The organism is Frigoribacterium sp. Leaf172 (assembly GCF_001424285.1).
Classification (GTDB): Bacteria; Actinomycetota; Actinomycetes; order Actinomycetales; family Microbacteriaceae; genus Frigoribacterium.
The window spans coordinates 414,716-440,594 of sequence record NZ_LMPB01000001.1 but is presented as its reverse complement, the minus strand read 5'-3'; the positions used below and the strand labels follow the sequence as shown (position 1 = coordinate 440,594).

Below are 25,879 nucleotides of genomic sequence, written 5' to 3'. Positions count from 1 at the left end.
CCGAGGGCGGCCGCTTTGTGCATTCGGTTGAGGCGTGAGCGTATCCGATGAGCAACGGACGGCTGTAGCGTTTAGACCCCCTTCACCGGGCATTCTTGCGGGACAGGCATACGCGAATTCGCAGGCCAGGCCCCACTTGACCTCGGCCGATGAAGACGGGCTCGAGCAGGTGCCCCGATGAACGACCCTCTGGCGGGCAGCAGCGGTGTCATGCCAGGAGAAGTCGCGAAAGGGGCATCCCGGGCGAACGGAGGCGGCCCGCTTCGGGCTGGTCCTCGGTTCGGGTGAGGAGAACGGTCAGGAGACTCGTCGATGGACTCTGACGCTGCCCGAATCCTCAGTCTGGGCGTTCGGCGCCGCAGAGCTGGGGCCGACACGGAAGGGTGTGCCGTTGAGCCGGTGGTCCCCCAGGGCGCGCTGGCGGTGGATCGCCGGGTTGTGCGAGGCGACGGTCCGGGCGTTCCGCCAGTGCCGATCCAGTGAGCGGTTCGCATCGACGGCGGAGGCGCCGCCCACCTCGAAGAGAGAGGTCGCGGCCTCGAGCACGAGGGGCAGCACGACCTGCTGCGCCTCGAAGACCGCCGCCAGAGCGGCCTGGAAGTGGTCGTCGCCGGCCGAGTCCTCACCCTCGGCGGCCTCGAGACCCCTGACCGCCGAGAGCGTGATCGCCTCGACCGACGACGCGATGGCCGAGAGTCGACCGACGACGCTCTGGACGGAGGGGTCCTGGCTCGGTCGCGAGACGCCCGGCACGCCGAACGTGCGGGTGCGCGGGCGGACGAAGTCGATCGCGTCACGGAGGACGGCCCGGGCGGTGCCGGCCTGCGCCGCGAGCAGGACGAGCTGGTACAGCCCCTGGGTGAAGGCCAGCGGGCGGCGCTCCGCGTTCTCGCGCCACGGGAGCACCTGCCGCGGGTCGACCTCGACCTCGTCGAACACGGTCGTGCCACTGCCTGTGAGTCGCTGACCGAACCCGTTCCAGTCGTCGCTGCGCGAGACCCCCGGCGCATCGGCCGGCACGGCCAGGGCGACGGGCTCATCGCCCCGCATGGCCCCGACCCAGAGCCAGTCGGCGTAGATCGTCCCCGTGCTGTAGAACTTGCGTCCGTTCAACACGAGACGGCCGTCTCTCTCGTCGAGCCGGGTCTCGATGGTGGTCGCGCCGCCGCGTTCGGCCTGGGCATTGCCCACGAGGACGGCACCGGCACCGAGCCTCCTGAGCCATTCGGTGCGCAGCTCCCCGTCGGGCTGCGCCCGTTGCGTCTCGACGAACGCGACATGCCCGCGCAGCAGCTGCGGCAGGTTCGAGTCGGCCGCGCCGAGGCGGATGAGGAGGCGGAACTCCTGCTCGAGCGTGACGCCCCACCCCCCGAAGTCCGTCGGCACCCGCAGGGCGCCGAACCCGGCCGCCCGCAGGGCCGCGACCTCGTCGTAAGGGAGGCGGCGGTCGCGCTCGCGCTCGACGGCACCGGCGGCTATCGCCTCGATCACGGGGCCGAAGACCGATTCGAGGCGCTCGTCGAGGGCTCTGCTGTGTTCGCTCATGTGGTCTGTTGTGCCATGTCCGCTCCGTCTCGCGACAGCGGCCTGTCACATGACGAAACGTCACGAAACACGGGGAAAGCTGGCGACACATGTCGTGCATGACGGGCAGCGCCTCTGGCAGGGTTCACAGCCATCACCCGCCCCGACCTCAGGAGTCACCGTGTCCGATCACGACGCAGCACCGCACGACGCACCGCAGTCCACCACCGCAGGCAGCGCACCCTCCGGTCTCCGCGCCTCCCTCGACGACTCGCGCCGCCGACGGCGCCGCGGGCTCCTCGCCGGCCTCGGGGCGGTCGCCGCCGCGGCACTCGTCGGCGGCGGATTCTGGGCCGGCACGGCGGTCGGAGGCTCCGACGCCCAGGCCGCCGGCAGCGCATCCGGGTCGGGCGAACGCCTCTCGGTGACGATCGCCGGCAGCGGCGAGAGCGACCTGCAGGACACCGTGAAGACCGTCGCCGCCGAGGAGGGCCTCGACGTCACGTGGGTCAACTTCGACGACTGGACTCTGCCGAACTCGGCGCTCGTCACCGGTGAGGTCGACGCGAACGCGTTCCAGCACACGGCGTTCCTCAGCGCGTACAACGTCGCGAACGACACCGACCTGACTCCCGTGTTCTCTACCACCATCACGCAGTGGGGCGTCTTCTCGGCCACCCTCGACTCGCTCGACGACCTCGGGCGGGGCGACCGGATCGCCATCCCCGACGACGCCTCGAACGGCGCCCGGGCGCTGTTCATCCTGCAGGCGGCGGGGCTCATCGAGCTCGGACCCGACGTCGGCGTCTACCCGACCGTCGACGACGTGACCGGCAACGACCTCGACCTGGAGTTCGTGCCCATCGGCGCGACGACGATCCCCACGCAGTTCGACGACCCGAGCCTCGACGCCGTCGTCGTCGGCACCTCGTACTTCGACCCGACGCAGGAGATCGACGCCGACGACGCGCTCTACCTCGACGACTCGCTCAGCGATGAGTCCCGCCCCTACGTGAACGCCGTCGTGACGCGGGCCGACGACACCGACGACGAGGCCTGGGCCCTCCTCGACGAGGCGTACGCCGACCCGCGTGTGGCCGAGGCCCTGGAGAAGGAGTCGTTCGGCAACACGCAGCTGGTCGAGGTGCCGGCCGACGATCTGCGCAGCACCCTCGCCGAGCTCGAGACGGCCGCGCGCGAGATCACGTCGTGACGGCCGCCCCGGTCGTCTCGTTCGAGCACGTGTCGAAGTCGTACACCGTGCAGGGTCGTCGGTTCGACGCGCTCCGCGACGTGAGCCTCGAGGTGCGGCGCGGCGAGGTGTTCGGCATCGTCGGGTACTCGGGGGCGGGCAAGTCGACCCTGCTGCGGACGGTGAACGCCCTCGAGCGGCCGACGAGCGGCCGGGTCGTCGTCGACGGACGCGAGGTGTCATCGCTGAAGGGCAAGGAGCTCTACGCGGCCCGTCGACGGATCGGCATGGTCTTCCAGCAGTTCAACCTGCTCTCGTCACGTACCGTCTACGGCAACATCGCCTACCCCCTGCGTCTCTCGGGCCTCTCGCGCGACGAGACGGTCGACCGGGTCGACGAGCTGCTCGACTTCGTCGGGCTGACCGACAAGGCGCTCGAGTACCCCGCGAAGCTCTCAGGCGGTCAGAAACAGCGGGTCGGCATCGCCCGGGCGCTGGCCAACCGACCCGACGTGCTGATCTCGGACGAGGCGACGAGCGCCCTCGACCCCCAGACGACCGGCGAGGTGCTCGACCTGCTGCGGCGGGTCAACGACGAGTACGGACTGACGATCCTGCTGGTCACGCATGAGATGGATGTCATCCGCGAGCTCGCCGACAGCGTCGCGGTGATGCAGGGCGGCGAGGTGATAGAGAGCGGCTCCACGTACGACCTCTTCGCCGACCCGCAGCACCCGACCTCGAAGCGGTTCGTGTCGTCGGTGCTGCACCACCAGGCGACACCGGGGGCGCTCGACCGGATCAGGGAGGTGCACACCGGCCGCATCGTCCGCCTCCACGTCGAGGACCGCGAGACGAACGACCCGTTCCTGTCGCGCATCGCCCGCACCCACGGTGTCGACTTCAACGTCGTCTACGGCGGGGTCAGCGAGCTGCAGTCCCGGCTCTTCGGCGACCTCACCATCGAGCTGCTCGGCGACGACGACGCGATCGACGCGGCCGTCGTGGATCTGCGGCGCACGACGATCGTGTCGGAGGTGACCGCCGATGCGTGACCTCGACGCCGCGGTGCTGTGGCCCAAGATCGTGACAGCGCTGCTGCAGACCCTCCAGATGGTGACCGTGTCGTTCATCCTGGCGACGGTGCTCGGCATCGCGCTCGGGCTGGTGCTCTACTCGACCCGTCGAGGCAACCTGCTGCAGAACGCCGTGGTCTTCACCGCGCTGAACGCGGTCATCAACGTCATCCGGCCGATCCCCTTCATCATCCTGATCGTGGCGATCTCCCCACTGACCCGGGTCGTGATCGGCACGAGCATCGGCACGAACGCGGCGATCTTCGCCCTCACGATCGTGGCGACGTTCTCGATCGCCCGCATCGCCGAGACCAACCTCGTCGCGGTCGACCGGGGCTCGGTCGAGGCGGGCGCCGCGATGGGGGCCTCGCCCGTGCGCGTGCTCGCGACGATCGTCGTGCCGGAGGCGCTGGGACCGCTCGTCCTCGGACTCACCTACATCTTCGTCGCCCTCGTCGACGCGACCGCCGTGGCCGGCCTCGTGGGCGGAGGGGGGCTCGGCAACCTGGCGATCACGTACGGCTATCAGCGGTTCGACACGGTCGTCATGGTCACCGTCATCGTGCTGATCATCGTGCTCGTCCAGGTCGCCCAACTGCTCGGCAACCTCGTCGCGCGCAGGGTGCTGCATGAGGGTCCGGCCGGTTAGCAGCGGTCGACGGTCGACTGCGATCAGCGCCGGCCCGTCGGGAACGGTGCGGGTTGCTGATCCACCGCGACCGCCGAGGAGGACGCGCGCCGCTAGCCGACCGCGCGCCGCGACCTAGACCCCGGCGCGGGACTGCAGGAGCTTCTGCACGACGCCGTCGATGCGTCGCGCCCGCGTCGCGTCGGTCTTGGCCCCCTCGACCGAGACGATGTGGGCCTTGCGAGCACTCGGGGCCAGCGCCTTGAAGTCGGCGGTGACCCCGGCGCCCTCGAGCGCCTCGCCCAGGTCGGCCGGGACGGGCATCTCGCGAGACGACGTGTCGAGCTCGATGTCGACCTGCAGGGCGTCGCCGCCGCCGATGCCGGTCAGACGACGCTTCTCGGCGGAGAAGGGGATGAGCGCGCGTCCCCCCATGGCGCCGACGGTCGAGGTGAACGAGTAGTCGCCCAGAGTCACGCGCACGGCGGGACGCCGCCCGCCCGCCAGGGCCTCGAGCACCTCGGCGGGCACCTCGATGCCGGTGTTGTGACCGGCCTGGAACATCGTCGTCTCGAAGCGCATGGTCTGACAGTGCCACGCGCGTCTCGATCGCGCGAGCACGACGTGGACCCGCATCCGCGACCCCGTCCGTCGCACCGCTGGACGGGCGGCGACCCGACGGACACTCGGAGCATGGTTCGACATCGAACAAGAACCGCACCTGCCGCTGACAGACCGGGTAATTTCTCCAGCACGTCGGGGGCAGTTCACTCTCCGGCTTCGGGGTACGGGGATTCGGGTCCTCGTGCTTCCGGGTGGGGCCGCCGCGCAGGGGTGCGCGATGCCGGCCCCGCCCCTCCCTCGGCGTCGCCCGTCACGGGTCAGTCGTCGGGGTGCAGGCTCGCATCGGCGGCCACGCTCCGCCACGCGGTGAAGAGGACGGTGAGATCGCCGCGGGACGGAGCGCAGCACATCGGCCCGGCGGTCACCGCCGCATCGGCGTCGAGGGGTGCGACCCGCACCATCCGCCACGGCTCGTCGTCCACCCTCGCCCGGATGGTCAGCGCGTCGCCCGACCGGCTCGCGCGCATCGTGACGAGACGACCGTGCCAACCCGAGACGGGGGACAACGACCAGTCGGACACGCCGCGCGTGACGACGGCTCCGAGGCTGTCCTCGCCGTCGCTGCGCTCGACCCCCGCCTTGATCCAGGTCGCCTCGTCGACCTTGACGAAGAGGCCCGCCTGATCGAACTGCGCGGCGAAGTCGAGGCGGAACGACACCTCGACCGCGGTGTCCTGAGCGAAGGGAGCGAGAAGGGCGTGCTCGGTGTCGTGCACGAAGCCGTACGAGGTGGTGCGCCAGGCGTCGCTGCCCTCGGCGGCGGTGACGCGCATCCCGTCCGCTGCGACCTCCACTCGGGTGGGCGTCGTCGTCCAGGTGCCGGAGTTCCAGTCGAGGTCGGTCATGACGATCAGCGTACGCTCGTACACATGACTGTCGATCACTTCGCCGGAGACGACCGCACCAACCGCGAGCGGATGCTCGCCGGCGACCTCTACATCGCCGACGACCCCGAGAGCGCCCGGCTCGCGCGACGCGCGATGCGGCTCACCGACGCCTACCACCGCGCGGCGATCGACGACGAGGCCGCCGCCCGGCCCCTGCTCGACGAGCTGCTCGGGTGGCTCGGCGCGGACGCCTACGTCAAACCTCCGCTGTTCGTCGACTACGGCGAGAACATCCGCATCGGCGCCCGCACCTTCGTCAATCACGGACTCACCGCCCTCGACGTCGCCGCCATCACGATCGGCGACGACTGCCAGATCGGGCCGAACGTGCAGCTGCTCACCCCCACGCACCCCGTCGAGCCCCAGCCGCGGCGCGACAAGCTCGAGGCCGCCCGGCCGATCACCATCGGCGACAACGTCTGGCTGGGCGGCGGGGTGATCGTCTGCCCCGGCGTGACCATCGGCGACGACAGCGTCATCGGGGCGGGCTCGGTCGTCACCCGCGACATCCCCGCCGGAGTGGTGGCCGTCGGCAACCCCGCGAGGGTCATCCGAGACGTCGCGCCGGGATCCTGACGCCCGCCGCCTGCCGCCTGCCGCCCGACGTCTGGCGGCACGACGCTCACGCCGGTCCGCTCGACCGGTCGGCGACCACGGACTCCGGTCAGATGGTCGCGACCGATCCGGCGTCGACGCGGTAGTTGCTCCCGTTGACGAAACTCGCCCGATCCGAGACGAGGAACGCGATCACGCTGGCCACCTCATCCGCCTCGCCGCGCCTCCCGAGCTCCAGATACGGACGCTCCTCCTCGAGGAACGAGCTGACGGCCTCCTCGAACGACGTCCCGTTCTCGTCCGCCCGCTTGGTCATCATCGCGTCGGTCATCGGGGTCGCGATGAACGCCGGGCTGACGGTGTTCACCAACAGGCCCTCCGTGGCATAGGACCTCGACAGGCCCTTGGCGAACGAGAGGATGCCGGCCTTCGCGGCGCAGTACGGCAGCTCGTCGTCGTACGGCTGGACGGCGTCCTCGGACGCCGTCAGCACGAGGCGGCCCCATCCCCCGGCTCGGAGATCGGGGAGGAACTCGCGCACCAGCCGCACCGGCCCGAGGAGGTCGGTCTCGATGGTGCTGACCCAGCCCTCGTCATCGATCTCGTGGAACATACCCTGCGCTCCGGTAACACCGGCGCACTGGACGAGGATGTCGATCGTCCCCACCGCGTCCCGCACGGAGGCGTGCAGCCGTTCGAGCGAGGCCACGTCGCGGATGTCGGCGGGGAACGCGAACAGCGTCCCGTCAGCAGCCTCGAGCTCCGCTGCCGCGGCATCGAGCCTGCCTCCGTCGATGTCGGTGATGACCACCACGACGCCCTCGCGGAGCAGCTGCTGCGCGGTGTGCCATCCGATGCCCGAGTCCGCTCCGGTGACCAGAGCTCTGCGTCCGCCGATCCCGAGATCCATGTCAGCTCACCGCCTCGACGGCGTCTGCGACGAGGGCCCGTGCCTCATCGACGTGGTGCGGTCTGTCTGAATGCCGGGACATGCTCTCTCCGTTCACTGGCTGATGCCGTGGACGATAGCCGTCGCACCGCGTCTTCGTGACGGACCGGACTCAGGATCCGGCGACGACGTAGGCGGCGGCCGCGTCGAGCACGGGGGCGTGACGGTCGCTGACGACCGTGCAGGCGGCGAGGCCGAACGAGCGGCAGAGGGAGACCACGTCGAACTTGCTGCTGTCGGCGAGCACGACGGTCTCTCGGCTGTGGGCCTGGACGAGACGCTTCTTGTTGGCCTCGCGGATGTCGAACGTGGTCACACCGGCGTCGGCGTCGATGCCGGTCACGCCGATGAACGCCCGGTCGAAGTAGAGGTCCTCCAGCTGGCGGTCGGTCATCGTGCCCGCCACCGAGCCGATGTCGGGCAGATAGTCGCCGCCCAGCGCGGTCACCGTGACCTTGGGGCGCGGCACCATCCCGAGCACCTGCGTGTTCGACGTGATCACGTGCACCGCGATGTTCGGCAGAGCCACCATGAACTCGGTCAGCGAGGTGCCCGAGTCGACGTAGATCGTCTCGCCCTCGACCACCATCGCGGCCGCCGCCCTCGCGATCGCGACCTTCTCGTCGCGGTTGATCTTCGACTTCATCGCGGCGGGCAGCTCGGCCGCACGCTCCTCGGCCCGGATCGCGCCTCCTCGGAGGCTCACGACGTGACCGGACTGCTCGAGCTCGCGGATGTCCCGTCGGACCGTCGACGGTGACGCACCCGTCGCCGTGACGAGGTCGTCGATCAGGATCGAGTCACCCAGCGCGACGCGATCGAGGATCAGCTGATGTCTGGCGAACGATTTCATCGTCGAGGGCCTCCCGTGTCGGCATGCTGGACTGCGCGCCCATCCCCGCGACCGTCACCGAGGCGACCAACGCGGCCGTGCGGGCGGCCCGGAACGGATCGACCCCCTCGGCGATCGCCGCGGCGAAGGCCCCGATGAACGAATCGCCGGCGCCGGTCGTGTCGACCGCGTGAGCCGCGACCGCCGCCACGAACTCCGCCCGGTGATCGGTGGAGACGTAGCAGCCGCGACTTCCGAGGGTGAGCACGACGTTCGAGCAGAACGAGCCTAGCTCGCCCACCACGGCCCGCATCGCGGCGTCGTCCGTCACCTCGCCGAGGGGGTGCCCGAGGTACTCGGCCGCCTCGTCCTCGTTGACCACGAACCAGGTGCAGGCCCGCGTCATCGAGAGCGAGACCGGTCGCGCCGGCGCCGCGTTGTAGACGACGGGCACCCCGGCGGCCGCGGCGAGCGCCACGGCCCGCTCGTTCGCCGACGCCGGCACCTCGTTCTGCAGCACGACCACGGCGGACGACGCGACCAGGTCGGCGTTCTCGCCGACCCACTGCCCGGTGACCACGGCGTTGGCGCCCTCGACGATCGTCGCGTGCACCTCGCCCTCGCCGACGACGTGCACGATGCCGAGTCCGTTCGACGCCTCGGTCGGGCGCAGTCGGTGGTCGACGCCCTCGCTCTCGAGGTTCAGCCGGCAGAGCTCGCCGTACCGGTCGGCCCCCGCCGCCCCGACGAAGAGCACCTCGGCCCCGAGCCGCGCGGCCTGCACGGCCTGGTTCGCGCCCTTGCCGCCGAAGTCGCCGCGGAAGCCCGTCGAGACGAGCGTCTCGCCCCGGCGCGGCAGCCGCTCCTGACTGACGATCAGGTCGTAGTTGATGCTGCCGATCACCAGGATGGCGTGCGCCGTCATGCCGTTCTCCACTTCATCGTGCGGGGCGACCTGCCGTCGCCAGGGCCGAGACTAGGCGCTGATGACAAAAATTGTCAAAGCTGTGAGACGCAGAGCGCGGCCTACACAGCACAGAGGCCCGTAACCAAGTGAATCAGAATGACGCGGGTTGACAATGCTTGTCATGATCCGTACGGTCACCACCATGAAGTTCGCCACGCGCCTCAACTCGTTCATCGCCGGTGGAGACACCGCCGCAGCCCTCCGCCGCATCAGCGCGACCCAGGGCATCGACTACGTCGATCTCAACTACCCCGAGCACTTCGTCGGCATCGAGCCCGCCGACATGAAGCCCCTCCTCGACGAGCTCGGACTCACCCTCAACAGCGTGGCCATGCGGTTCCGCAAGGACTTCGTCCACGGCGAGTACAGCAACCGCGACGAGGCCGTCCGCCGTGAGGCCATCGAGCTGACGAAGGCCGGCATCGACGCCGCAGCCCTCGGCGGCAGCGACCTCGTCACCGTCTGGCTCGGCTTCGACGGCTTCGACTACACGTTCCAGAAGGACTACGCGAAGGACCTCGGCCGCATCGTCGAGGCGTTCCAGGAGCTCGCCGACTACCGCCCCGACGTGCGCATCAGCATCGAGTACAAGCCCTACGAGGAGCGCGTCCACTCCGTCATCCGCAGCGTCGGCCAGACCCTCCACGTGCTGCAGCTCATCGACCGCCCCAACGTCGGCGCCACCCTCGACTTCGCCCACATGCTCATGGCCGGCGATGCGCCCGGCTTCGGCGCCGCCCTCCTCCTCGCCGAGGGCAAGCTCTGGGGCGTCCACCTCAACGACGGCAACAACGACCACGACGACGGGCTCATGATCGGGTCGATCCACCCGTTCGAGACGATCGAGTTCCTCTACTACCTGCTTCGCCACGACTACGACGGCGTCATCTACTTCGACACGTTCCCGATCCGCGAGGACGCTCAGGAGGAGGCGGAGACCAACCGCGCCACCGTCGAGCTGCTCATCGCGAAGATCGAGGCCGTCGGCGTCGACCGCATCACGCAGGTCATCGAGCAGGCCGACGGCATCGCCTCGCAGCGTCTGCGCAACGAGCTGATGAGCATCGCGCCCGCAGGCCGCACCGCCTGACACGGGAGCCGCCCGGCTCCCCGGCCGGCGCCTCCGGAACCGCTCGTCGACCGGAGGCGCCGGCCGACCGCCCGAACACGAACACGAACACGAACACGAGCACCCCGAACCCCTCTCACACCTAGGTGGAAACGCAATGGCGCGATCTAGAACAGTCTTCTCACTCTCCCTCGTGGCGACCATCGCCCTCGTGGCTCTCGTCGGCGGCGTCGTCGGCGGCCGGGCGACGGTCTCCGAGGCGGCCTCGAACGGAGGTGGGGCAGGAGGCGCGGCGTCGGGAGTCAAGGTCGACGTCATCATCCGCGCCAGCGACTCCGCCTACTGGCAGACCCTGCTGGCGGGCTCCGAGGCCGCCGCGACCGACTACGGCATCGAGGTGAACACGTTCGGTCCGACCTCCGAGACCGACATCGCGGGCCAGGTGCAGCTCGTCGAGAACTCCGTCTCGCGCGGCGCCGACGCCATCCTCATCGCACCGAGCTCGAGCGAGGCGCTGAACACCTCCATCGACGCCGCCCGCGAGGCCGGGATCAAGGTCATCACGGCCGACACGAAGGTCACGGCCGAGATCGAGGGCCACATCGGCACGAACAACGTGCTCGCCGGCACGGCCGCTGGCGAGCGCATGTGCCAGCTGCTTACCGAGCAGGGCACGACCACGGGCAAGGTGCTCGTCGAGGCGCCCATCGCCGGCATCGAGGCCAACCAGGATCGCGACGCCGGCTTCCGCGCCGGGCTCGCCGTCGACTGCCCCGACATCGACTCCAGCCTGCAGAGCTACAACAACAACGACATCGCGACCGCCGCCTCGCAGGTGAACGACGCGATCTCCGCCAACCCGGATCTCGTGGGCGTCTTCGCCGACAACAACAGCTCGGGCGTCGGCGCGGCCACGGCCATCAAGGACAACGACGCGGCGGACGACATCGCCGTCGTCGCGTTCGACTCCGACCCGGCCGAGAACGCCGCCCTCGCCGACGGCAGCATCGACGCGCTGATCGTGCAGAACCCGTGGTTCCTCGGCTATCAGGGCGTCGTCGAGGCCGCGATGGCGACCCAGGGCCGCATCCCGCCGGCGAGCCTCGACCCCGGCGTCGCGGTGGCCGACCGCGACAACATGGAGACCCCCGAGATCAAGTCGCTGCTCGAGCCCCAGACCGCCGAGATCGACTGATGCCCATCCGCGAGCCCGAAGGCACCGCCGTGCTGCAGCTCACGGACGTCTCGAAGGCGTACGGCGCCGTGCAGGCCCTCAGCGGCGTCTCGCTCAAGCTCGTCCCCGGGCAGGTGCACTGCCTGGCGGGCGAGAACGGCGCCGGCAAGTCGACCCTGATCAAGATCCTCACCGGGGCCGTGCCTCGCGACTCGGGCGACTACGAGATCGACGGGGCCACGGTGACCACCGCCTCCCCGGCGGCCCTCCGCACCGCGGGCGTGCAGGCCGTGTACCAGGAGCTCAGCCTGCTGCCGCACCTGTCGGTCGGCGAGAACATGTTCATGGGTCGACTGCCCTCGCGCTCGGGGGTCATCCGGGCGCGCGACCTGCACGACCGCTGCCGGTTCGTGCTCGACTCCCTCGGGCTCGACGACGTCGACCCCGACGTGATCGTCGAGCGGCTGCCCGCGGCGACGAAGCAGCTGGTCGAGGTGGCGAAGGTCGTCACGGCCGACGCGGTCAAGGTGATCGTCTTCGACGAGCCGACGACCGCGCTGACCGAGGCCGAGTCGGACCGTCTGCTCGACCAGATCCGGAAGTTCCAGCGGGAGGGCGTCGCCATCCTCTACGTGACGCACCGGCTCGAGGAGATGTTCGCGATCGGCGACTGGGTCACCGTGCTGCGTGACGGCGAGCTCTCGCAGAGCGGCCCGATGAGCGACTACACCGAGGACACCCTGATCAACGCCATGGTCGGTCGCGAGGTGTCGTCCCTCTATCCCGAGGAGGCGCGCGAGGTCCTGCCGTCGCGCCTCAGCCTCCGGGCCCTGAAGCGGACGCCCGACAGCCCGCCCGTCGACCTCGAGGCCCGAGGCGGCGAGATCCTCGGCATCGGCGGGCTGCTCGGGTCGGGTCGCAGCGAGCTGCTGCTCAACGTGTTCGGGTCGGAGCCCGTCGCGTCGGGCGAGATCCTGATCGACGGGGTGGCCGTCCGCGCCGACGGACCCCGCACGATGATGGACTCCGGCATCGCGCTGCTGACGGAGGACCGCAAGGTGCTCGGACTGCTGCCCGAGCTGTCGATCCGCGAGAACGTGACGATCGCGAGTCTGCGGGTCGGGTCGCGGAAGGGCCTGCTCCCCGGCAGGGCGCAGGCCGCCGAGGCCGATGCGCTGCTCGACAGCCTGCGGATCCGCGCCGGCTCGTACGACCAGCCCGTGTCGACCCTCTCGGGCGGCAACCAGCAGAAGGTGCTGCTCGCCCGCTGGCTGCTGACGAAGCCCAAGGTCATCATGTTCGACGAGCCGACCAAGGGCATCGACGTCGGCGCCAAGGGCGAGCTCTACGACGTCATCAACGACCTGGCCCGACGCGGTCTCGCCGTGATCGTCGTCTCGTCGTACCTGCCCGAGCTGCTCGGCCTCGCCGACCGCGTCGTCGTCCTCCGCGAGGGCGCCGTGGCCGGCGAGCTTCCGGGCGGCGCCTCCGAGGAGGACGTGCTCCGCCTCGCCAGCGGCGGGGTCGACGACTCCGCCGACCATCTGCGCGGCATCCCGCCGCTCAGTCACGATCCGCACTCCGACCCTGTCGCCCGACAGAACATCGAGGAAGTACCCAATGCCTAAGCTGATGTGGCGCGAACCCATCGAGACGACGACCATCCGGGTGGTGCGGAACGGCGACGACGCCTCGGCCGCCGCCGCCGCCCGGGCCGCAGCGAAGCCGAAGGTCACCACGCTCGGCAGCATCGCCGGCCGCGAGAGCGGCGTGCTCGTCGTCCTGCTCGTCGTGTTCGGCGCGCTGACTCTGCTGAGCGACGACTTCCTGACCGGGAACAACCTCGCGAACCTGGCGCGTCAGGTGTCGATCTACGGCATCCTCGCGATCGGTCAGCTGATGGTGATCCTCACCGGGGGCATCGACCTCTCGGTCGGGTCGATCCTCGGGCTGGCCGGCGCCGCGACGGCCCAGCTGCTCGTGGCGGGCGTCCCGATCCCCCTCGCGCTCCTCCTCGGCGCCCTGGTCGGCGCCGTGCTCGGCATCATCACCGGGCTGCTCGTGACGAGGTTCAAGCTGCCGCCGTTCATCGCGACGCTCGGCATGCTCGGCATAGCCCGGGGCGTCGTGCTCGTCATCACCGACGCGAACACCATCCAGGGGCTGCCCGACGGGTTCCAGGAGATCGCGAACGGCTCGGTCGTCGGCATCCCGAACCTGCTGATCCTGTTCGTGGTCATCGCGGCGATCGCGGCGTTCGTGCTGAAGCGCACGGTGTTCGGCCGCTACGTCTACGCCGTCGGATCGAACCCGGAGGCGGCACGACTGGCGGGCGTGCCGGTGCGGCTGGTCACGATCACGGTCTACGGAATCGCCGGGCTGCTGTCGGCGGTCGGCGGGGTGCTGCTGACCTCGCGACTCGGGGCCGGGGTGCCGACCGCGGGCACCGGGTTCGAGCTGCAGGCCATCGCGGCGTGCGTGATCGGCGGGGCGAGCCTGTCGGGCGCCCGGGGCAGTGCGATCGGCGCGGCGTGCGGGGCTCTGCTGATCGGGGTGCTGAACAACGGCGGCAACCTGCTGGCCGTGAACTCGTTCTATCTGCAGATCGCGATCGGCCTGCTGATCCTCGTGGCCGTGGCGTTCGACCAGATCAACAACCGGGCCTCGGCTCGCGAGTAGGACGCGATCATGCTGAAGGGGATCGACCCCGCGCTGACGGCCGAGCTGCTGATGGTGCTCATGTCGATGGGCCACGGCGACGACCTGCTGCTCTGCGACGTGAACCACCCGGCGGCGTCGATCGCGGCCGACACGACCCACGGACGGGTGATCGATCTGGCCGGCTGCGATCTGCCGCGGGCCGGGGCGGCGATCCTGTCGCTGATGCCGCTCGACACGTTCGTGCCGGCCCCGGTGAAGCGGATGCAGGTGGTCGGCGACCCCGACCGGGTCGTGCCGGTGCAGGAGGCGTTCCAGGAGATGCTCGACGCGGCGGCCGGGCGACCGGTCGCCGTCGAGGCACTGGAGCGGTTCGACTTCTACGCGGCGGCGCGGCGCTCGTTCGCCGTCGTGCGGACGTCGGACTGGGGGCCGTACGGCTGCTTCATCCTCCGCAAGGGCGTGGTCGAGCAGCCTGTGTGACAGGTGCGGCGGGCCCCGTCATCCGGGGCGGGTCAGCGCTGACCCGCCGCCGATGACGGGGACCCGCCTCACACCCACGCTCAGCGCTGCGGCAGCGCGACGCCCGTCTCGCGCTCGAGCACCGCGAGCACGGCGTCCTGGAACCCCTCGTCGCCGACCGAGTCGTGCGGCCGCTGCTGCTCGTCGTGGAACCAGTACGCCCCGCTGACCTCGCCCAGCTCGCCGAGCGCCAGCAGTCGCTGGGTGCGGTGACCGAGCTCGAAGTCGTCGGGCGCCCCCGCGCCTCCCATCTTCGTCGCCACCCAGCCCGGGTCGACCGCGTTGCTCCGCAGGTCGGGCCGGAGGCGCGCGACAGCCGCCGAGAGCGCCGTCACGAACAGCTTGCTGTCGGAGTACGACCCCGTCTCGCGCGACCCCGCCCAGTCGACGCCGTCGAGCACCGAGGCGGTCCCGCTCTTGTGCATGCCGCTGCTGAGATACACGTGCCGTGTCGGCGCCGTGACGAGAGCGGTGAGCAGGTACGGGGCGACGACGTTGACGGGCATCATGGCGGCACCGCGGATGAGTCCCGCGTTGTGGATGACGGCGTCGAGCGGGGTGTCGAGCGCGTTCAGCTCGTCGGCGAGCGCCGTGACGGCGTCGCGGTCGGAGAGGTCGGCGACGACGAGTCGGGCTCCGCGGTCGACGAGGGGCTGCAGCACCTCTCCGCGCGAGCCGCTGCGAGCGTGGACGACGACGTGGTGCCCCTGGTCGAGCAGGGCTTCGGCGGCGCCGCGGCCGAGGCCGTCGGTCGAGCCGGTGACGAGGATGTGTGCCATCCCTGCATCCTGGACCCCGCGCCTCCCACCGTCCTGGATCCCCCTTCCGGCGCGGTCCGTCCTCCTCGCGGTGGACGCGGAGGCCCGCCGATCTGCCCGAGACTCGGCCCCATGCCCTCCGACACGTACGAGCCGCCCGCCGCCGACGACGGCAGGAGGAGCCGGTCGAGCAGTCGGGGGACGGTCGTCTCGGTCGTCGTCCTGGCTCTGCTCGTGCCCACCCTCGGCCTGGGCGGCCTGGCCTGGCTGCTGTCGCCGGGACCGGTGATCACCACGGTCGTCGACGCCTCGGGGCGCGAGACCGAGCTCGACTGGAGCGAGCACCCCGGCCGGGTGGACATCGGCGTCGACGAGGTGCTCGCGGGGCCGAGCCTCGAAGAGGGCCTGGCGGAGGGCGAGGCGATGGTCGTTGAGATGAAGACGGCGCTGACCGAGCGGTTCTCGGTGAGGTGGGTCGCGCCTCCGGGGGATCAGGCCGACATCGACGTGACGTTCCCGGTCGAGAACGGGTGGGGCGGGGAGTCGCTGCTGCAGGTGGTGAACCTGCCGACCGAGCAGACCTCGTCGGTGCCGCGGACGTGGGCCGAGAAGGAGGCGGCGGTCGCAATCATCGGCGAGGTCGCCGCCCGACACGGCTGGTCCGAGCCCGTGTTCGACGAGGAGCGCTACCCGCAATCGGACGCCGACCGGCTCGAGTACACCGGCGGCACGACGCTGCCCGAGCAGGTGATCGTTTCGGGCGGCATCGAGGGGCCGACCGGCCAGTGGCTCTCGTTCACGTTCCAGGATCTGTCGAAGGACGACGCCCAGGGCACCTTCGCCGAACGCCTCGCCGGCCCCGAGGACGAGGGGTGGGAGCCCGAGACCATCGCCCTGTCGTACGGGGCGAACGGGCTGCTGCCCGAATCGCGCCGCGCCGAGTTCGAGCGCCGCGCCGAGCCGTTCGCCGGGTACCCCGTGCCGGAGGGGCTCGAGCCCTGAGGCGGTGAGGGCGGCCCGTGCGGGGCCGGCGCGGGAGGCTCGCCGGGCCGGGCGATGATCGTCGTCGGCCGGTTGGCCTAGGTTGGTGAGAGGTCGTCAGCACTGCTGCGGGGGCCTCGACCGCGACCGCCCGGGGGGCACGCATCATGAGAATCCTGGCATCCGTCGCGTCCGTCCTCCTCCTGACGGGGCTGATCATCGCCGCGCCGCTCCTCCTTCTCGGGGTCGCGCCTCCTGAGGACGAGTGGACCCTGATGCTCGCCGTCTTCGGGGTGCTGCTCCTCGGCGGGGGGCCGCTCGTGCTCGGGTCGCTGCTCGCGACGTGGGACGTCCGGCGCGGCGCGGCCGGCCGGCGCCTCCTGCGGGGCTGGTACCTCGGCGTCGGGCTCGCCGAGGTCGTGGGGGCGGCGGGGGTCGTGGCGTACGGCGTGCTCAACGGCGCGCCGGTGTGGGTCTCCGTGCTGTTCGTCGCGGTGGGCGCGGCGCTGACCGCGGCGGCGGTCGTCGTCGGCCCCGCCCTGCTGCGGCGCGAGCAGGCCGATCGCGCGGGGGCGCCGCCGTGGGCCCCGGTCGCGCAGCGCGAGATCCGGCGGAAGGTCGTCATCATCGCGCTCGTGTTCGGGGCGGTCCTCATCGCCGCCTCCTTCGCCCTCGTCGCGTTCGTCGGCTTCGAGGACGCGCCGGAGAGCCTGCTGGTCGCGCTCGGGCTGGCGTTCACGGGGTCCGCCCTGACCTGCATGATCGTCTCGGCACCGTTCAACCGTGCTCTGCGCGAGAGCGCCGGCGGCGACACGACGCTGCTGAAGAAGGTCGGCAAGGCCGTGCTGGGGCGCCGCCGGGTCGACCTCGACCCCACCGAGCGCGACGCCGCGATGATCTACGCGCAGGTCTCGAGCATCACCCTGCCGTTCCAGGTGGCGTGGATCACGCTGCTGTACGCGGGGCTGATGATCCAGCAGATCACGCGACTGCTGGACGAGGTCGACGTCTTCAGCCTCGTGCTGCTCATCGTCCTCGCCGCGATCCTGCTGGTGGTCCTGCCTCTGATGCTGGTGCGCATCTCGCGGTCCCGGAGGTGGGTGCGCGCCGGCGAGGCTGTCGCAGCCGGGTCCGCTGGCGAGAGCGACGGGGCTGCACCGCGAGCGGAGCAGCAGCCCTAGCCCGGATCTCAGCCCGGTGCGGGTCCCGTGCCGGCTCCCGCCCCGGCTCCCACCCAGGGGGGCATGTCCCGCACCGCCAGCTATCACGCATCGATGCGTAATAGCTGCCTCCCGATGAGACCCCGCCCGGGGTCGGTCAGGCCGCGTCCGCAGCCCGGAAGGAGGCGGCACGACCGCTGGGCGGACACGGCGGGCTCCTCAGCGCCGAGGGATCCGGCTCAGCCGAACCAGCGGATCTCATCGAGCAGCCCGGCGCCGACGTCGACGAGCGTCAGCAGGGTCCAGACGGCCGCAGCCGCGGGCAGCACGGGCCACGCCCGTCTCTCGAACGCGACCGCGAGGCCGCTGAGGAGGACCGCCACGGTGCCGACGACGCCGATGCCGATCACGCCGAGGATGGTCGCGAAGGTCTCTTCGCCGTCATCGTTGTTCGGATCGCGGAGCCACCACCCGAGCCGACCTCCCGCGGTGTGCAGCCCGAGGACGAGGAACAGCCGGGGGATCGAGGCGGCGAACCACGCCGCGACGAAGACGACGACCACGCACAGCACGACGGCGAGCACCCGTCGAGCGCCACCGTCGGCACGGGGATGGCGCTCGACGGCTGATCGTCGCATCACGAACGCCCCCGCAACGTCTCAGCTCTGGGGCGTCGCGGCGGGCCGTTCGCCGTCCGTCACGGCGGCGCGATCGCCGTCCGTCGCAGCGATGCGGTCGCCGTCGGCTACGGCGGCGCGATCGCCGTCCGTCGCGCCAGCACGGTGGCCGTCCGCTCCGGCGGCGGGCCGGTCGGAGGGGCGGCGGAGCCCCTCGACGGACCACACGACGGCGCCGGCCAGCCCCGTGAAGCCGGCCAGGAACAGTCCGACGACCGCGAGCACGCCGCCCCACACCAGACTCGAGGCGTCGCGCTCGCACGACTCGAGCGTCTCATTGCCGAATTCGTCGAGCACCCCGCACAGGCCGGAGAGATTGCTCACGCCGACGCCGACGGCCACGAATCCGACGATGAGGCAGACGAGCGTCAGAGCCGCCAGGGCCAGCACCCACAGCCGGGCGCCCGAGGAGGTCTTCACGCGGACCCAGAGGTTGTTCACATCGCGAGGGTAACGCCCGGAGCGGCCTGCCGGACCTCCGCCCCACCTCCCGACGAGCGGCCGGCGCGACTACTCGGGGCGGCCGCGGCGAGCGCGGCGGGCACGATGCTCGTCTCGGAGGACGAGGCACAGGCCGACGAAGGCCGCGCCCAGCACCAGTGGGGCGATGACGGAGAAGATCATGGCGTCAGTGTGCTCGCTCCCGGCCGTGCTGACCAGGGGTCGGGCGGTCGGGGTGGGTGCCGGTGACTACAGTGCTGGTGTGCTCCCCGCTGCGACCCCGCGCCTCCGGTTCCGGCCGATGACGTCGGGGGATCTCGATGACATGGCGCGCCTCCTCGGGGATCCCCGGGTGATGGAGTTCTACCCGGCACCGAAGACGCGCGACGAGGCCGCTCGGTGGATCGCCTGGAACGAGGAGAACTACGCCGCGGACGGCTTCGGGCTGTGGATCATCGAGACCCGCGAGGGCGTCTTCGTCGGAGACTGCGGTCTGACCTGGCAGGACGTGAACGGCGAGCCGAAGCTCGAGGTCGGATACCACGTCCGCACGGAGCTGCAGGGGCGGGGGCTCGCGACCGAAGCCGCCGCCGCATGCCGCGACCTCGCCCGCGAGCACCAGATCGCCGACGAGCTCGTCGCCATCATCCACCCCGACAACACGTCGTCCGAGCGGGTCGCCCGCAAGATCGGCATGACCCGGCTCGACGACGACCGCGGCGGGGGCGGGGGCGGCATCGCCGTGCGGACCGTGCTCGGCTTGAGACTCGATCGCGCGTCGACGGGACCGCTCGCCGGCTCCGACTCGACGCCGTAGCGGGGCCGGCGCGGTCGGGCCGGGATCACTCCGGTCGGGTAGGAGGCGCGGGCAGGGCGATTGAGAGAATGTCACTGTGATCGATCGACTGACACTGCCCTCGACCCTCCGCACCGGCGGCACGCCTCTCGTCGTCCGCCGGGCTACCCCGGACGACCTCGAGGCGATCATGCGGCTGCTCTCGGACGACCCGGTCAGCGCCGGCCGCGGCGACACGGCCAGCGACGACGACCGTGACGCCTACGCCCGGGCTCTCGCCGACATCATCGCCGACCCGGGCAACGACATCGTCGTGGTCGCCGGCCCCGACGGCGCCGTCGTCGGCACGCTGCAGCTGACGGTGATCCCCGGCATGGCCCGCCGCGGGAGCTCCCGCCTGCTCGTCGAGGCCGTCCGCGTCTCGAGCAGCGTGCGGTCGTCGGGGATCGGCGGGACGCTCATGCGCTGGGTGACCGACGAGGCCGCCGTCGAGCTCGAGACGCCCCTCGTGCAGCTCACCTCCGACGCGGCACGGACCGACGCCCACCGCTTCTACACGCGCCTGGGCTTCGTCGACTCGCACGTCGGCTTCAAGTACTCGGTGCCGCTCCCCGCCCCCACCCCGCGCTGAGAGCCCATCACAGGGCTCGGTGCGCCTCGCGTTCTCCCCAGGTGCGCCTCCCTGCTTCCCGGCGCCGCGCCTCCTCGTGTCAGGCTCGGAGGATGGTTCAGATCCGAGCGTTCACCGAGGCCGACACCGAGGCCGTCGTCTCCCTCTGGCAGGAGGCGCGGCTCACCCGACCCTGGAACGACCCGTACCGGGACATCCGGCGCAAGACGACGACGCAACCCGAGCTGTTCCTCGTCGCGGACGACGACGGGTCGGTCGTCGGCACGGCGATGGTCGGCTACGACGGGCACCGGGGGTGGATCCACTACCTCGCCGTCGCCGCCTCGCAGCGCGGCACGGGGCTCGGCCGAGCGCTCGTCGGCGAGGCCGAGTCGATGCTCGCCGCCCTCGGCTGCGCGAAGGTGCAGCTGCAGGTGCGACCCGACAACACCGACGTCCTGGCGTTCTACGAGAGCCTCGGCTACGAGACGTACGAGGCCGTGAGCATGGGCAAGCGCCTCGAGAGCGATGAGGTCGGCGGGGTCTGAGGCGGCGGATGCGGGGTCTGGGCCGCGGGTGGGGCTTGCGGCTTCCGTAGCGTCATGTGGTCTGGTTGTCCGTGGGGTCGCAGAGGCTGCGTTCCCGGTTCCGCTCCCGTCTCTTCTCCGTCCCCGTCCCGCTCCGTCCGCCGAGGAAGGCCCCTTCATGCACCCGTCGTTCATCCCGCCGCGCCAGGTCCAGATCGGCGATGCCGCGACATTCGTCGGCACGACGCCGCGCGCCATCCGCCACTACGAACAGCTCGGGCTGCTGCCCGCACCCGAGAGGGGCGGCGACGGCCGACGCCGCTACGGGTACGACGACATGATCCGACTGCTGTGGATCCGCACGATGGCCGACGCGGGCATCTCGCTCGACGACATCCGCGGGGCCTTCGGCGGCGCGGGGTCCGAGGGGCCTCCCATCCATGCCGCTGCGGCTGCAGGAGGCGATGACGATGACGTCACCGACGTCCTGCAGCGCCTCGAGACCACGCTCGCAGCCCGCGAGGCGGAGCTCGCGCGACAGCGGGCGGCCGTCGAGCGGATGCGGACCCGGGGCAGTCGATTGGGGCTGCTCGACGACTTCGTCGCCCGTCGTCTCGAGCACCTGCCCGAGGGATCGCTGCGGCAGTCCGACCTCGACACGCTGCTCGTGTCGGAGCGGATGCTGAGCCCTCTCGGCGCCGCGATGCAGGCCGGGCGGTTCATCCTGCTGGCCTCGCGACCCGACCTCCGCGCGGAGTCCGACCGCGTCGACGCCGCCGAAGAGGCCCTCGACGACACCGTCGCGGTCGACGACCCGCGGGTGGCGCAGGTGGCGGCCGAGCGGCACGCCTTCGAGGAGCGACTGCTCGCCGCCATCGTCGAGTCCGGAGAGCCCGACGAGGACTTCGCGCTGATCGACCTCTGGGACGAGCTGCACCCGCCGGCCGACGACGGCGGTGCCGGTGGTTCCCCTGCCCGGGCCGACGGCGCTCGACGCGCGCCCCGCACCGCGATGGACGCCCTCGGCACGATGCCCTACGACTTCTCGCCCGCCCGTCTCCGCTGTCTCGAGCTGTCCGCCGAGCTCATGACGGAGTCGCCCCTCCCGCCCGGCCTGCGCTGACCGAGGCACCTGCCCGGCCGGTGCCGGCTCGACTTCCGAACATGTTCGGAATGAAGTAGCCCCATGAGCCAGACGACCGAGAGCCGCTCCCGCACCCGTCGATCGTCCGACCTCAGCAAGCACTCCGCAGAAGTGTTCGCCGAGGCCGAGGACCACCCCGTGACGGTGACCCGTCGTGACGGTGAGGACCTCGTCCTGATGTCGCTGCGCGAGGCGGTCGGGCGCACGACGCTCCTCGACCTCGCCGCTCAGCTGATCACGGCGACCGTCGACACGGAGGGCACTCTGAGCGAACGCATGTCACGGGCCTTCCCGTGGATGCTCGCCCTGTCGCCCGGCGACCGCGAGACCTGCGCGCGTGATCTCCTCGACGCGGCGCGCGCCTCCTTCTCCACCGATCAGTCGCATCTCGTGACCGTCGAGCTGGCGGCCTGGAAAGAGACCGCCACGGCCGTCGCCGCCGGGCTCGGCCGTGTGGATCTCGAGTGGCTCGACGATGAGGCCGACCAGATCGTCGATCGCCCCTAGCCGTGGCGACGACGAAGAGGGGCGAGCTCGTCCCCCGCCCGCCGAAGAAGATCGAGTACGAGCTCCGGTTCGCGACGTCCGAGGCAGCCCGGGGATGGCGAGACCTGACGTCGACGATCCGTAACGCCATGACCGACACGCGGGATTTCCTGACGAGCACGCCGCTCACGACGACGCCGACGAACTACCGACTCCGCGGCGAACTCGGGACCATCGACCGCGGCGGCGAGGCTTTCGAGCGCTGGCAGCACAAGCCGACCGCCCGCGGCACGGCACGCGTCTGGTACTTCGTGGAAGGGCGGACGGTCTTTCTCGAGCACGTCCACACGAACCACCGAACGAGACGAAGTGAGCGCGACGACGATGCCGACACCCGATGAGCCAGACAGATCGACGTCCTCCACCGATATCGGTGCGGCGGGCAATGTGGTCATCTGCGCCGGAATCATCATCGCCATACCGATCTACGCCCTGTCGACCGGCATGCAAGGCGCTGACCTGCTCATCGCGGGAGGCGCCCTCGTGATGGGCATCGCGTTGGAGATCGGGTTCATCCGCACTCTGATGGCCCGGAGGCGGCGGAGACAGGGCACCCCGCAGCCGTCGGAGAAGCCCCGGGACTGACTAGCGTGGGCGCATGAGCAGCGACGACCGCGACGGCTGGGAGGCGCGCGTGGCCGCCGCGTGGGCCGACGAGACCATCGACGATCAGCGGCGGATCGAGGTCGTGCAGGTGCTGGCCGACGAGGCGCCGCACCCCGCGCTGGGCGAGTTCGAGCTGGGCGGCGCCTACGACTCGGGCGGGCACGAGGTCGAGGCCGACCGGCACTACACGGCAGCGACGGCGGCCGGTCTCGACGCCGTCGACCCCGATCGCGCCGCCCGGATGGTCGTCCAGCACGCCTCCACCCTGCGGAACATCGGGCGCGTCGACGAGGCCATCGCGATGCTCCGCGACGCCCCCGAGCACCCGGCGACCGGTGCGGCCCCTCGCGTCTTCCTCGCCCTCGCGCTGCACAGCGCCGGTCGTGCCGACGAGGCCCTGCGCGTCGCCGTCGAGGCCCTCGAGCCGACCCTCCCCCGCTACCACCGCTCGGTCAAGGCCTACGCGGCGGCGCTCACCGAGACGTGACCGGCGGCCGGCGGCTGGCGGCTGGCGGCTGGCGGCTCAGCCGAGGCTGACGAACTCGGCGACGTCGTCGGTGGGGAGCTCGTCGACGACGGCGGTGACGCGCATGCTCGCGACCGTCACCGCGCCTCCTCGGCTCGAGAGGAACGCGGTGTCCGACGCGTCGCGCCCCGTCGCGATCCGCACGAGCGATTGCCGCGGAGCGAGCGCCGTCGCGTCGACCACGTGCCACTGCTCGTCGACCCACGCCTCGGCGACGGCGTGGAAGTCCATCGGCGACAGGCCGGGCGCGTACACCGACACGAGCCGGGCCGGCACGTCGAGCGCCCGCAGCAGCGCGACGACGAGATGCGCGTAGTCGCGGCACACTCCCCGCCGGTCGAGCAGCGTCTGCACGGCGCCGTCGGTGGGCGCGCTCGCCCCGGGCACGTAAGCGAGGTGCGCGCCGACCCACGAGCTCACGGCGGCCAGCAGGTCGCGCCCCTCGAGCCCGCCGAACTCGGCGCGTGCCGTCGGGAAGAGCGTGTCCGACTCGCAGTACCGGCTCGGACGCAGGTACCTCACGAGGTCGATCTCGTCGAGCGCGGCCGGCCCGATGCGGCCCTCGACGACGGCCCGGTAGTCGACGACGACCCGCCCCTCCTGCACGTCGCAGAGATGCAGCCGGGTGCCGTGCCGGTCGTCGAGCTCGCGGACCGTGATCGGCTCGCCGTTCTGAGTCACGACCAGGGTCTCGTCGGTGACGGCGTCGTACAGCCGCGACACGGCGATCGACAGGACGAACTCGGCCGGAGCGGCGACGTCGAACTCGAGCAGGGCGGCGGCGTGGCGTCTCATCCGCCGATCATGACAGCCGAGGAGGCGCGGTGCGTGTCGGGCGTGTTACCGGCGGCCGCATCCGTGGCCGGCGCCCGCGCCCGCGCCCGCCCCACTGGTCAGAAGATGCTCACTCCAGCCCGCCGAAGAGCATCTTCCGACCACTCGAGCTGGCGAGCGAGCGCGAGCGCTCCAACGACGAGACGCCCTCCCCGCGAGGGGGAGGGCGTCTCGAGTCGGACGGATCAGTACCAGTTGACCGCCTGGCTGTGCGACCAGGCGCCGCACGGGCTGCCGTAGGCGCGGTCGATGTAGTCGAGGCCCCAGGCGACCTGGGTGCTGGCGTTCGTCGCCCAGTCCGAGCCGGCCGACGCCATCTTGCTGCCGGGCAGCGCCTGCGGGATGCCGGTCGCGCCTCCGTTGGCGTTGTAGGCCTGGTAGTTCCAGCCGGACTCCTTCGTCCACAGGGAGACGAGGCACGAGAACTGGTCGGCGCCCCAGCCGTAGTCCGACGAGGCGAGTCGCTGCGCGGTGGCCTGGGCCCCGGCGACGGTGTTGCCCTCGGCGAGCGAGGCGGCCTCGGCGGCGGCTTCCGCAGCGGCCTTCGCCTCGGCGGCGGCCTCGGCCTCCGCAGCGGCCTTCGCGTCGGCGGCGGCCTTCTCTTCGGCGGCCTTCTTCTCGGCGGCGGCCTTGACCTTCTTGTCGACCTCGGCGGCGGCGGCCTGGACCGTCTGCGCCGTGCTGGCCGTGTGCGCCACCCGGTCGTCGACCGCGTCGGGGTCGAGCGACTCGTAGTCGTCGAGTGCGGCGACCGACGTCTCGAGCGCGCTGGTGTCGACCTTGCCCGAGGTCGCGGCGACGACCTGGTTCGCGATCGAGATCGTCGACTTGGCCTTCGCGTCGCTGAGCGACTCGGCGATCGCGGCCTCCTGCGCCTCGACGTCGGCTGCGTGGGAGGCGGTGGTCGTCCCGGTCGCGGGCCCGGAGGTCGTGTACACGGCGAAGCCGGTGCCGCCGACGAGGGCGACGGCGGCGATCGAGCCGATCGTCATCAGCTTGCGGCGCGCGGCCCGGCGGCGGGCGGTGGCCAGCGCTCGGCGGGTCGTGGGCGCAGGGGTGGTGCCTGGTGTCTCGGGGGGCATGGAGTCCTCGTGCTCGGCCGACCCGCGCCTCCTCGGTGCACGCAGGAGGTCACGACCCGGTTCGGACGACGGAGATGACACGTCGTCGATGCCGGGGATCGGCGGTGGGGGTCCGTCGAGGCGTCAGAGCCTCGAGTCGTCCGCCCACGCTCCCGTCAGACGGGCGTGCGCTCGGGCGAAGCGGCAAGTATGCAGAAGATTCCTGATCATCCGCACAGAATCATCCTGCAGAGGGATGCGGCGGTGGTTCAGTGCTCGCGCGCGAACCGCGGACCGTCGTAGCCGTCGCGCTGCACGGTGGCGACGAAGTCGTCGAGGGGACGCACCCAGAACGAGTAGTCGTCGTAGAGCTTGCGATAGAACACGAGGGCCTCGTCGGTCTCGCTGTGGCGGCCCGTGCCGACGACCTCGTAGAGGGCACCCTTGAAGTGGCGGTAGATGCCGGGCTCGGGGGCGGAGGTGGGCTCGGGGGTGATCGGCTCGCTCATCACGATCACACTACGACCACCCGAGACGGACTCGACTACGGCTCAG

The 25,879-nt window shown here is 71.2% G+C and carries 31 protein-coding genes; 19 read left to right on the top strand and 12 right to left on the bottom strand.

Going from position 1 to position 25,879, the window contains the following annotated elements:
• Positions 1-297 precede the first annotated feature (297 nt).
• Positions 298-1,545: an acyl-CoA dehydrogenase family protein gene (locus ASF89_RS02145; RefSeq protein ID WP_082489711.1), complete on the bottom strand. Its 1,248-nt coding sequence runs from the start codon at positions 1,543-1,545 to the stop codon at positions 298-300.
• A 160-nt stretch (positions 1,546-1,705) separates the two neighbouring features.
• On the opposite strand from ASF89_RS02145, the gene ASF89_RS02140 reads away from it, so the two are divergent.
• From ASF89_RS02140 to ASF89_RS02130, 3 genes are read left to right on the top strand one after another with little or no spacing between them, the layout of a single operon-like run.
• Positions 1,706-2,737, top strand: coding sequence for a MetQ/NlpA family ABC transporter substrate-binding protein (locus ASF89_RS02140; protein WP_235483952.1), 1,032 nt, complete (start codon positions 1,706-1,708; stop codon positions 2,735-2,737).
• Positions 2,734-3,771 (top strand): methionine ABC transporter ATP-binding protein, encoded by a 1,038-nt coding sequence (locus tag ASF89_RS02135; protein ID WP_055811651.1) that lies wholly within the window; start codon positions 2,734-2,736, stop codon positions 3,769-3,771. The genes ASF89_RS02140 and ASF89_RS02135 overlap by 4 nt, the downstream gene beginning before the upstream one ends.
• A complete protein-coding gene (locus tag ASF89_RS02130; protein WP_055799544.1) occupies positions 3,764-4,441 on the top strand; it encodes a methionine ABC transporter permease in 678 nt (225 codons plus the stop codon). Before ASF89_RS02135 ends, ASF89_RS02130 begins: the two co-directional genes overlap by 8 nt.
• A gap of 114 nt (positions 4,442-4,555) precedes the next feature.
• Here ASF89_RS02130 and ASF89_RS02125 read toward each other — a convergent pair whose 3' ends face one another.
• Positions 4,556-5,002, bottom strand: coding sequence for a YdeI/OmpD-associated family protein (locus ASF89_RS02125; protein WP_055811647.1), 447 nt, complete (start codon positions 5,000-5,002; stop codon positions 4,556-4,558).
• A gap of 299 nt (positions 5,003-5,301) precedes the next feature.
• A complete protein-coding gene (locus tag ASF89_RS02120; protein ID WP_055800721.1) occupies positions 5,302-5,889 on the bottom strand; it encodes a DUF1349 domain-containing protein in 588 nt (195 codons plus the stop codon).
• Positions 5,890-5,913: 24 nt separating this feature from the next.
• On the opposite strand from ASF89_RS02120, the gene ASF89_RS02115 reads away from it, so the two are divergent.
• Complete coding sequence (locus ASF89_RS02115; protein WP_055811644.1) at positions 5,914-6,507, top strand: sugar O-acetyltransferase; 594 nt, start codon at positions 5,914-5,916, stop codon at positions 6,505-6,507.
• 88 nt (positions 6,508-6,595) lie between these two features.
• Here ASF89_RS02115 and ASF89_RS02110 read toward each other — a convergent pair whose 3' ends face one another.
• The 3 genes from ASF89_RS02110 to ASF89_RS02100 all read right to left on the bottom strand — a co-directional run bounded on the left by ASF89_RS02110 (position 6,596) and on the right by ASF89_RS02100 (position 9,192).
• On the bottom strand, positions 6,596-7,396 hold the full coding sequence (locus ASF89_RS02110; protein ID WP_055799536.1) for an SDR family NAD(P)-dependent oxidoreductase: 801 nt from the start codon (positions 7,394-7,396) through the stop codon (positions 6,596-6,598).
• A gap of 151 nt (positions 7,397-7,547) precedes the next feature.
• On the bottom strand, positions 7,548-8,288 hold the full coding sequence (locus tag ASF89_RS02105) for a DeoR/GlpR family DNA-binding transcription regulator (RefSeq protein WP_055799533.1): 741 nt from the start codon (positions 8,286-8,288) through the stop codon (positions 7,548-7,550).
• On the bottom strand, positions 8,236-9,192 hold the full coding sequence (locus ASF89_RS02100; protein ID WP_156463298.1) for a ribokinase: 957 nt from the start codon (positions 9,190-9,192) through the stop codon (positions 8,236-8,238). The genes ASF89_RS02105 and ASF89_RS02100 overlap by 53 nt, the downstream gene beginning before the upstream one ends.
• A 163-nt stretch (positions 9,193-9,355) precedes the next feature.
• On the opposite strand from ASF89_RS02100, the gene ASF89_RS02095 reads away from it, so the two are divergent.
• The 5 genes from ASF89_RS02095 (at position 9,356) to ASF89_RS02075 (ending at position 14,618) form a co-directional block, all read left to right on the top strand.
• Positions 9,356-10,324: a sugar phosphate isomerase/epimerase gene (locus tag ASF89_RS02095; protein ID WP_200913473.1), complete on the top strand. Its 969-nt coding sequence runs from the start codon at positions 9,356-9,358 to the stop codon at positions 10,322-10,324.
• Between the two features lie 172 nt (positions 10,325-10,496).
• Positions 10,497-11,498 carry an ABC transporter substrate-binding protein gene (locus ASF89_RS02090; protein WP_200913472.1) on the top strand — a complete coding sequence of 334 codons (1,002 nt, stop codon included), beginning with the start codon at positions 10,497-10,499 and terminating at the stop codon, positions 11,496-11,498.
• Positions 11,498-13,105 carry a sugar ABC transporter ATP-binding protein gene (locus ASF89_RS02085; RefSeq protein ID WP_200913471.1) on the top strand — a complete coding sequence of 536 codons (1,608 nt, stop codon included), beginning with the start codon at positions 11,498-11,500 and terminating at the stop codon, positions 13,103-13,105. Before ASF89_RS02090 ends, ASF89_RS02085 begins: the two co-directional genes overlap by 1 nt.
• Positions 13,098-14,156: an ABC transporter permease gene (locus ASF89_RS02080; RefSeq protein ID WP_055811638.1), complete on the top strand. Its 1,059-nt coding sequence runs from the start codon at positions 13,098-13,100 to the stop codon at positions 14,154-14,156. Before ASF89_RS02085 ends, ASF89_RS02080 begins: the two co-directional genes overlap by 8 nt.
• A 9-nt stretch (positions 14,157-14,165) precedes the next feature.
• The gene (locus tag ASF89_RS02075; protein ID WP_055799517.1) at positions 14,166-14,618 is read left to right on the top strand and encodes an RbsD/FucU family protein; all 453 of its coding nucleotides are present in this window, start codon (positions 14,166-14,168) and stop codon (positions 14,616-14,618) included.
• 80 nt (positions 14,619-14,698) lie between these two features.
• Here ASF89_RS02075 and ASF89_RS02070 read toward each other — a convergent pair whose 3' ends face one another.
• A complete protein-coding gene (locus tag ASF89_RS02070; RefSeq protein ID WP_055811636.1) occupies positions 14,699-15,436 on the bottom strand; it encodes an SDR family NAD(P)-dependent oxidoreductase in 738 nt (245 codons plus the stop codon).
• Between the two features lie 111 nt (positions 15,437-15,547).
• Between ASF89_RS02070 and ASF89_RS02065 the strand changes: the two genes are divergently transcribed.
• Positions 15,548-16,417, top strand: a complete 870-nt coding sequence (locus ASF89_RS02065) for a hypothetical protein (RefSeq protein WP_055811631.1) — start codon at positions 15,548-15,550, stop codon at positions 16,415-16,417.
• A gap of 146 nt (positions 16,418-16,563) precedes the next feature.
• Positions 16,564-17,577 (top strand): hypothetical protein, encoded by a 1,014-nt coding sequence (locus ASF89_RS02060; protein ID WP_055811621.1) that lies wholly within the window; start codon positions 16,564-16,566, stop codon positions 17,575-17,577.
• Between the two features lie 218 nt (positions 17,578-17,795).
• Here the strand turns inward: ASF89_RS02060 and ASF89_RS02055 are convergent, their stop codons facing one another.
• Positions 17,796-18,197, bottom strand: coding sequence for a hypothetical protein (locus ASF89_RS02055; RefSeq protein ID WP_156463297.1), 402 nt, complete (start codon positions 18,195-18,197; stop codon positions 17,796-17,798).
• Positions 18,198-18,215: 18 nt separating this feature from the next.
• Positions 18,216-18,674 (bottom strand): hypothetical protein, encoded by a 459-nt coding sequence (locus ASF89_RS02050; protein ID WP_055811615.1) that lies wholly within the window; start codon positions 18,672-18,674, stop codon positions 18,216-18,218.
• Between the two features lie 262 nt (positions 18,675-18,936).
• On the opposite strand from ASF89_RS02050, the gene ASF89_RS02045 reads away from it, so the two are divergent.
• The 8 genes from ASF89_RS02045 (at position 18,937) to ASF89_RS02010 (ending at position 23,390) form a co-directional block, all read left to right on the top strand.
• Positions 18,937-19,491 (top strand): GNAT family N-acetyltransferase, encoded by a 555-nt coding sequence (locus ASF89_RS02045; RefSeq protein WP_055811612.1) that lies wholly within the window; start codon positions 18,937-18,939, stop codon positions 19,489-19,491.
• A gap of 76 nt (positions 19,492-19,567) precedes the next feature.
• Positions 19,568-20,101, top strand: coding sequence for a GNAT family N-acetyltransferase (locus ASF89_RS02040; protein ID WP_055811609.1), 534 nt, complete (start codon positions 19,568-19,570; stop codon positions 20,099-20,101).
• A 92-nt stretch (positions 20,102-20,193) separates the two neighbouring features.
• Positions 20,194-20,628 carry a GNAT family acetyltransferase gene (locus ASF89_RS02035; RefSeq protein WP_055799495.1) on the top strand — a complete coding sequence of 145 codons (435 nt, stop codon included), beginning with the start codon at positions 20,194-20,196 and terminating at the stop codon, positions 20,626-20,628.
• Between the two features lie 157 nt (positions 20,629-20,785).
• Positions 20,786-21,730, top strand: a complete 945-nt coding sequence (locus ASF89_RS02030) for a MerR family transcriptional regulator (protein WP_055811606.1) — start codon at positions 20,786-20,788, stop codon at positions 21,728-21,730.
• A gap of 63 nt (positions 21,731-21,793) precedes the next feature.
• A complete protein-coding gene (locus ASF89_RS02025; protein WP_055811604.1) occupies positions 21,794-22,258 on the top strand; it encodes a prevent-host-death protein in 465 nt (154 codons plus the stop codon).
• A gap of 128 nt (positions 22,259-22,386) precedes the next feature.
• Complete coding sequence (locus ASF89_RS02020) at positions 22,387-22,638, top strand: hypothetical protein (protein WP_235483951.1); 252 nt, start codon at positions 22,387-22,389, stop codon at positions 22,636-22,638.
• Positions 22,607-22,882 carry a hypothetical protein gene (locus ASF89_RS02015; protein WP_156463295.1) on the top strand — a complete coding sequence of 92 codons (276 nt, stop codon included), beginning with the start codon at positions 22,607-22,609 and terminating at the stop codon, positions 22,880-22,882. The genes ASF89_RS02020 and ASF89_RS02015 overlap by 32 nt, the downstream gene beginning before the upstream one ends.
• Positions 22,883-22,895: 13 nt before the next feature.
• Positions 22,896-23,390, top strand: a complete 495-nt coding sequence (locus ASF89_RS02010) for a tetratricopeptide repeat protein (RefSeq protein WP_055811593.1) — start codon at positions 22,896-22,898, stop codon at positions 23,388-23,390.
• Between the two features lie 36 nt (positions 23,391-23,426).
• Here ASF89_RS02010 and ASF89_RS02005 read toward each other — a convergent pair whose 3' ends face one another.
• The 3 genes from ASF89_RS02005 to ASF89_RS01995 form a co-directional block, all read right to left on the bottom strand.
• Complete coding sequence (locus tag ASF89_RS02005; protein WP_055811590.1) at positions 23,427-24,224, bottom strand: transglutaminase family protein; 798 nt, start codon at positions 24,222-24,224, stop codon at positions 23,427-23,429.
• Between the two features lie 224 nt (positions 24,225-24,448).
• Positions 24,449-25,345 (bottom strand): hypothetical protein, encoded by an 897-nt coding sequence (locus ASF89_RS02000; RefSeq protein ID WP_055811587.1) that lies wholly within the window; start codon positions 25,343-25,345, stop codon positions 24,449-24,451.
• A 248-nt stretch (positions 25,346-25,593) separates the two neighbouring features.
• Positions 25,594-25,833, bottom strand: coding sequence for a DUF1653 domain-containing protein (locus tag ASF89_RS01995; protein WP_055812992.1), 240 nt, complete (start codon positions 25,831-25,833; stop codon positions 25,594-25,596).
• Positions 25,834-25,879: the final 46 nt, after the last annotated feature.

Excerpts from the sequence above, each read along its gene's own strand:
- ASF89_RS02030 (WP_055811606.1), top strand. The coding sequence starts at position 20,786 with ATGCACCCGTCGTTCATCCCGCCGCGCCAGGTCCAGATCGGCGATGCC.
- ASF89_RS02025 (WP_055811604.1), top strand. The coding sequence starts at position 21,794 with ATGAGCCAGACGACCGAGAGCCGCTCCCGCACCCGTCGATCGTCCGAC.
- ASF89_RS02115 (WP_055811644.1), top strand. The coding sequence starts at position 5,914 with ATGACTGTCGATCACTTCGCCGGAGACGACCGCACCAACCGCGAGCGG.
- ASF89_RS02110 (WP_055799536.1), bottom strand. The coding sequence starts at position 7,396 with ATGGATCTCGGGATCGGCGGACGCAGAGCTCTGGTCACCGGAGCGGAC.
- ASF89_RS02065 (WP_055811631.1), top strand. The coding sequence starts at position 15,548 with ATGCCCTCCGACACGTACGAGCCGCCCGCCGCCGACGACGGCAGGAGG.
- ASF89_RS02105 (WP_055799533.1), bottom strand. The coding sequence starts at position 8,288 with ATGAAATCGTTCGCCAGACATCAGCTGATCCTCGATCGCGTCGCGCTG.
- ASF89_RS02005 (WP_055811590.1), bottom strand. The coding sequence starts at position 24,224 with ATGAGACGCCACGCCGCCGCCCTGCTCGAGTTCGACGTCGCCGCTCCG.
- ASF89_RS02010 (WP_055811593.1), top strand. The coding sequence starts at position 22,896 with ATGAGCAGCGACGACCGCGACGGCTGGGAGGCGCGCGTGGCCGCCGCG.
- ASF89_RS02020 (WP_235483951.1), top strand. The coding sequence starts at position 22,387 with ATGACCGACACGCGGGATTTCCTGACGAGCACGCCGCTCACGACGACG.
- ASF89_RS02070 (WP_055811636.1), bottom strand. The coding sequence starts at position 15,436 with ATGGCACACATCCTCGTCACCGGCTCGACCGACGGCCTCGGCCGCGGC.
- ASF89_RS02125 (WP_055811647.1), bottom strand. The coding sequence starts at position 5,002 with ATGCGCTTCGAGACGACGATGTTCCAGGCCGGTCACAACACCGGCATC.
- ASF89_RS02145 (WP_082489711.1), bottom strand. The coding sequence starts at position 1,545 with ATGAGCGAACACAGCAGAGCCCTCGACGAGCGCCTCGAATCGGTCTTC.
- ASF89_RS02080 (WP_055811638.1), top strand. The coding sequence starts at position 13,098 with ATGCCTAAGCTGATGTGGCGCGAACCCATCGAGACGACGACCATCCGG.
- ASF89_RS02100 (WP_156463298.1), bottom strand. The coding sequence starts at position 9,192 with ATGACGGCGCACGCCATCCTGGTGATCGGCAGCATCAACTACGACCTG.
- ASF89_RS02095 (WP_200913473.1), top strand. The coding sequence starts at position 9,356 with ATGATCCGTACGGTCACCACCATGAAGTTCGCCACGCGCCTCAACTCG.
- ASF89_RS02130 (WP_055799544.1), top strand. The coding sequence starts at position 3,764 with ATGCGTGACCTCGACGCCGCGGTGCTGTGGCCCAAGATCGTGACAGCG.
- ASF89_RS02035 (WP_055799495.1), top strand. The coding sequence starts at position 20,194 with ATGGTTCAGATCCGAGCGTTCACCGAGGCCGACACCGAGGCCGTCGTC.
- ASF89_RS01995 (WP_055812992.1), bottom strand. The coding sequence starts at position 25,833 with ATGAGCGAGCCGATCACCCCCGAGCCCACCTCCGCCCCCGAGCCCGGC.
- ASF89_RS02075 (WP_055799517.1), top strand. The coding sequence starts at position 14,166 with ATGCTGAAGGGGATCGACCCCGCGCTGACGGCCGAGCTGCTGATGGTG.
- ASF89_RS02085 (WP_200913471.1), top strand. The coding sequence starts at position 11,498 with ATGCCCATCCGCGAGCCCGAAGGCACCGCCGTGCTGCAGCTCACGGAC.
- ASF89_RS02000 (WP_055811587.1), bottom strand. The coding sequence starts at position 25,345 with ATGCCCCCCGAGACACCAGGCACCACCCCTGCGCCCACGACCCGCCGA.
- ASF89_RS02120 (WP_055800721.1), bottom strand. The coding sequence starts at position 5,889 with ATGACCGACCTCGACTGGAACTCCGGCACCTGGACGACGACGCCCACC.
- ASF89_RS02060 (WP_055811621.1), top strand. The coding sequence starts at position 16,564 with ATGAGAATCCTGGCATCCGTCGCGTCCGTCCTCCTCCTGACGGGGCTG.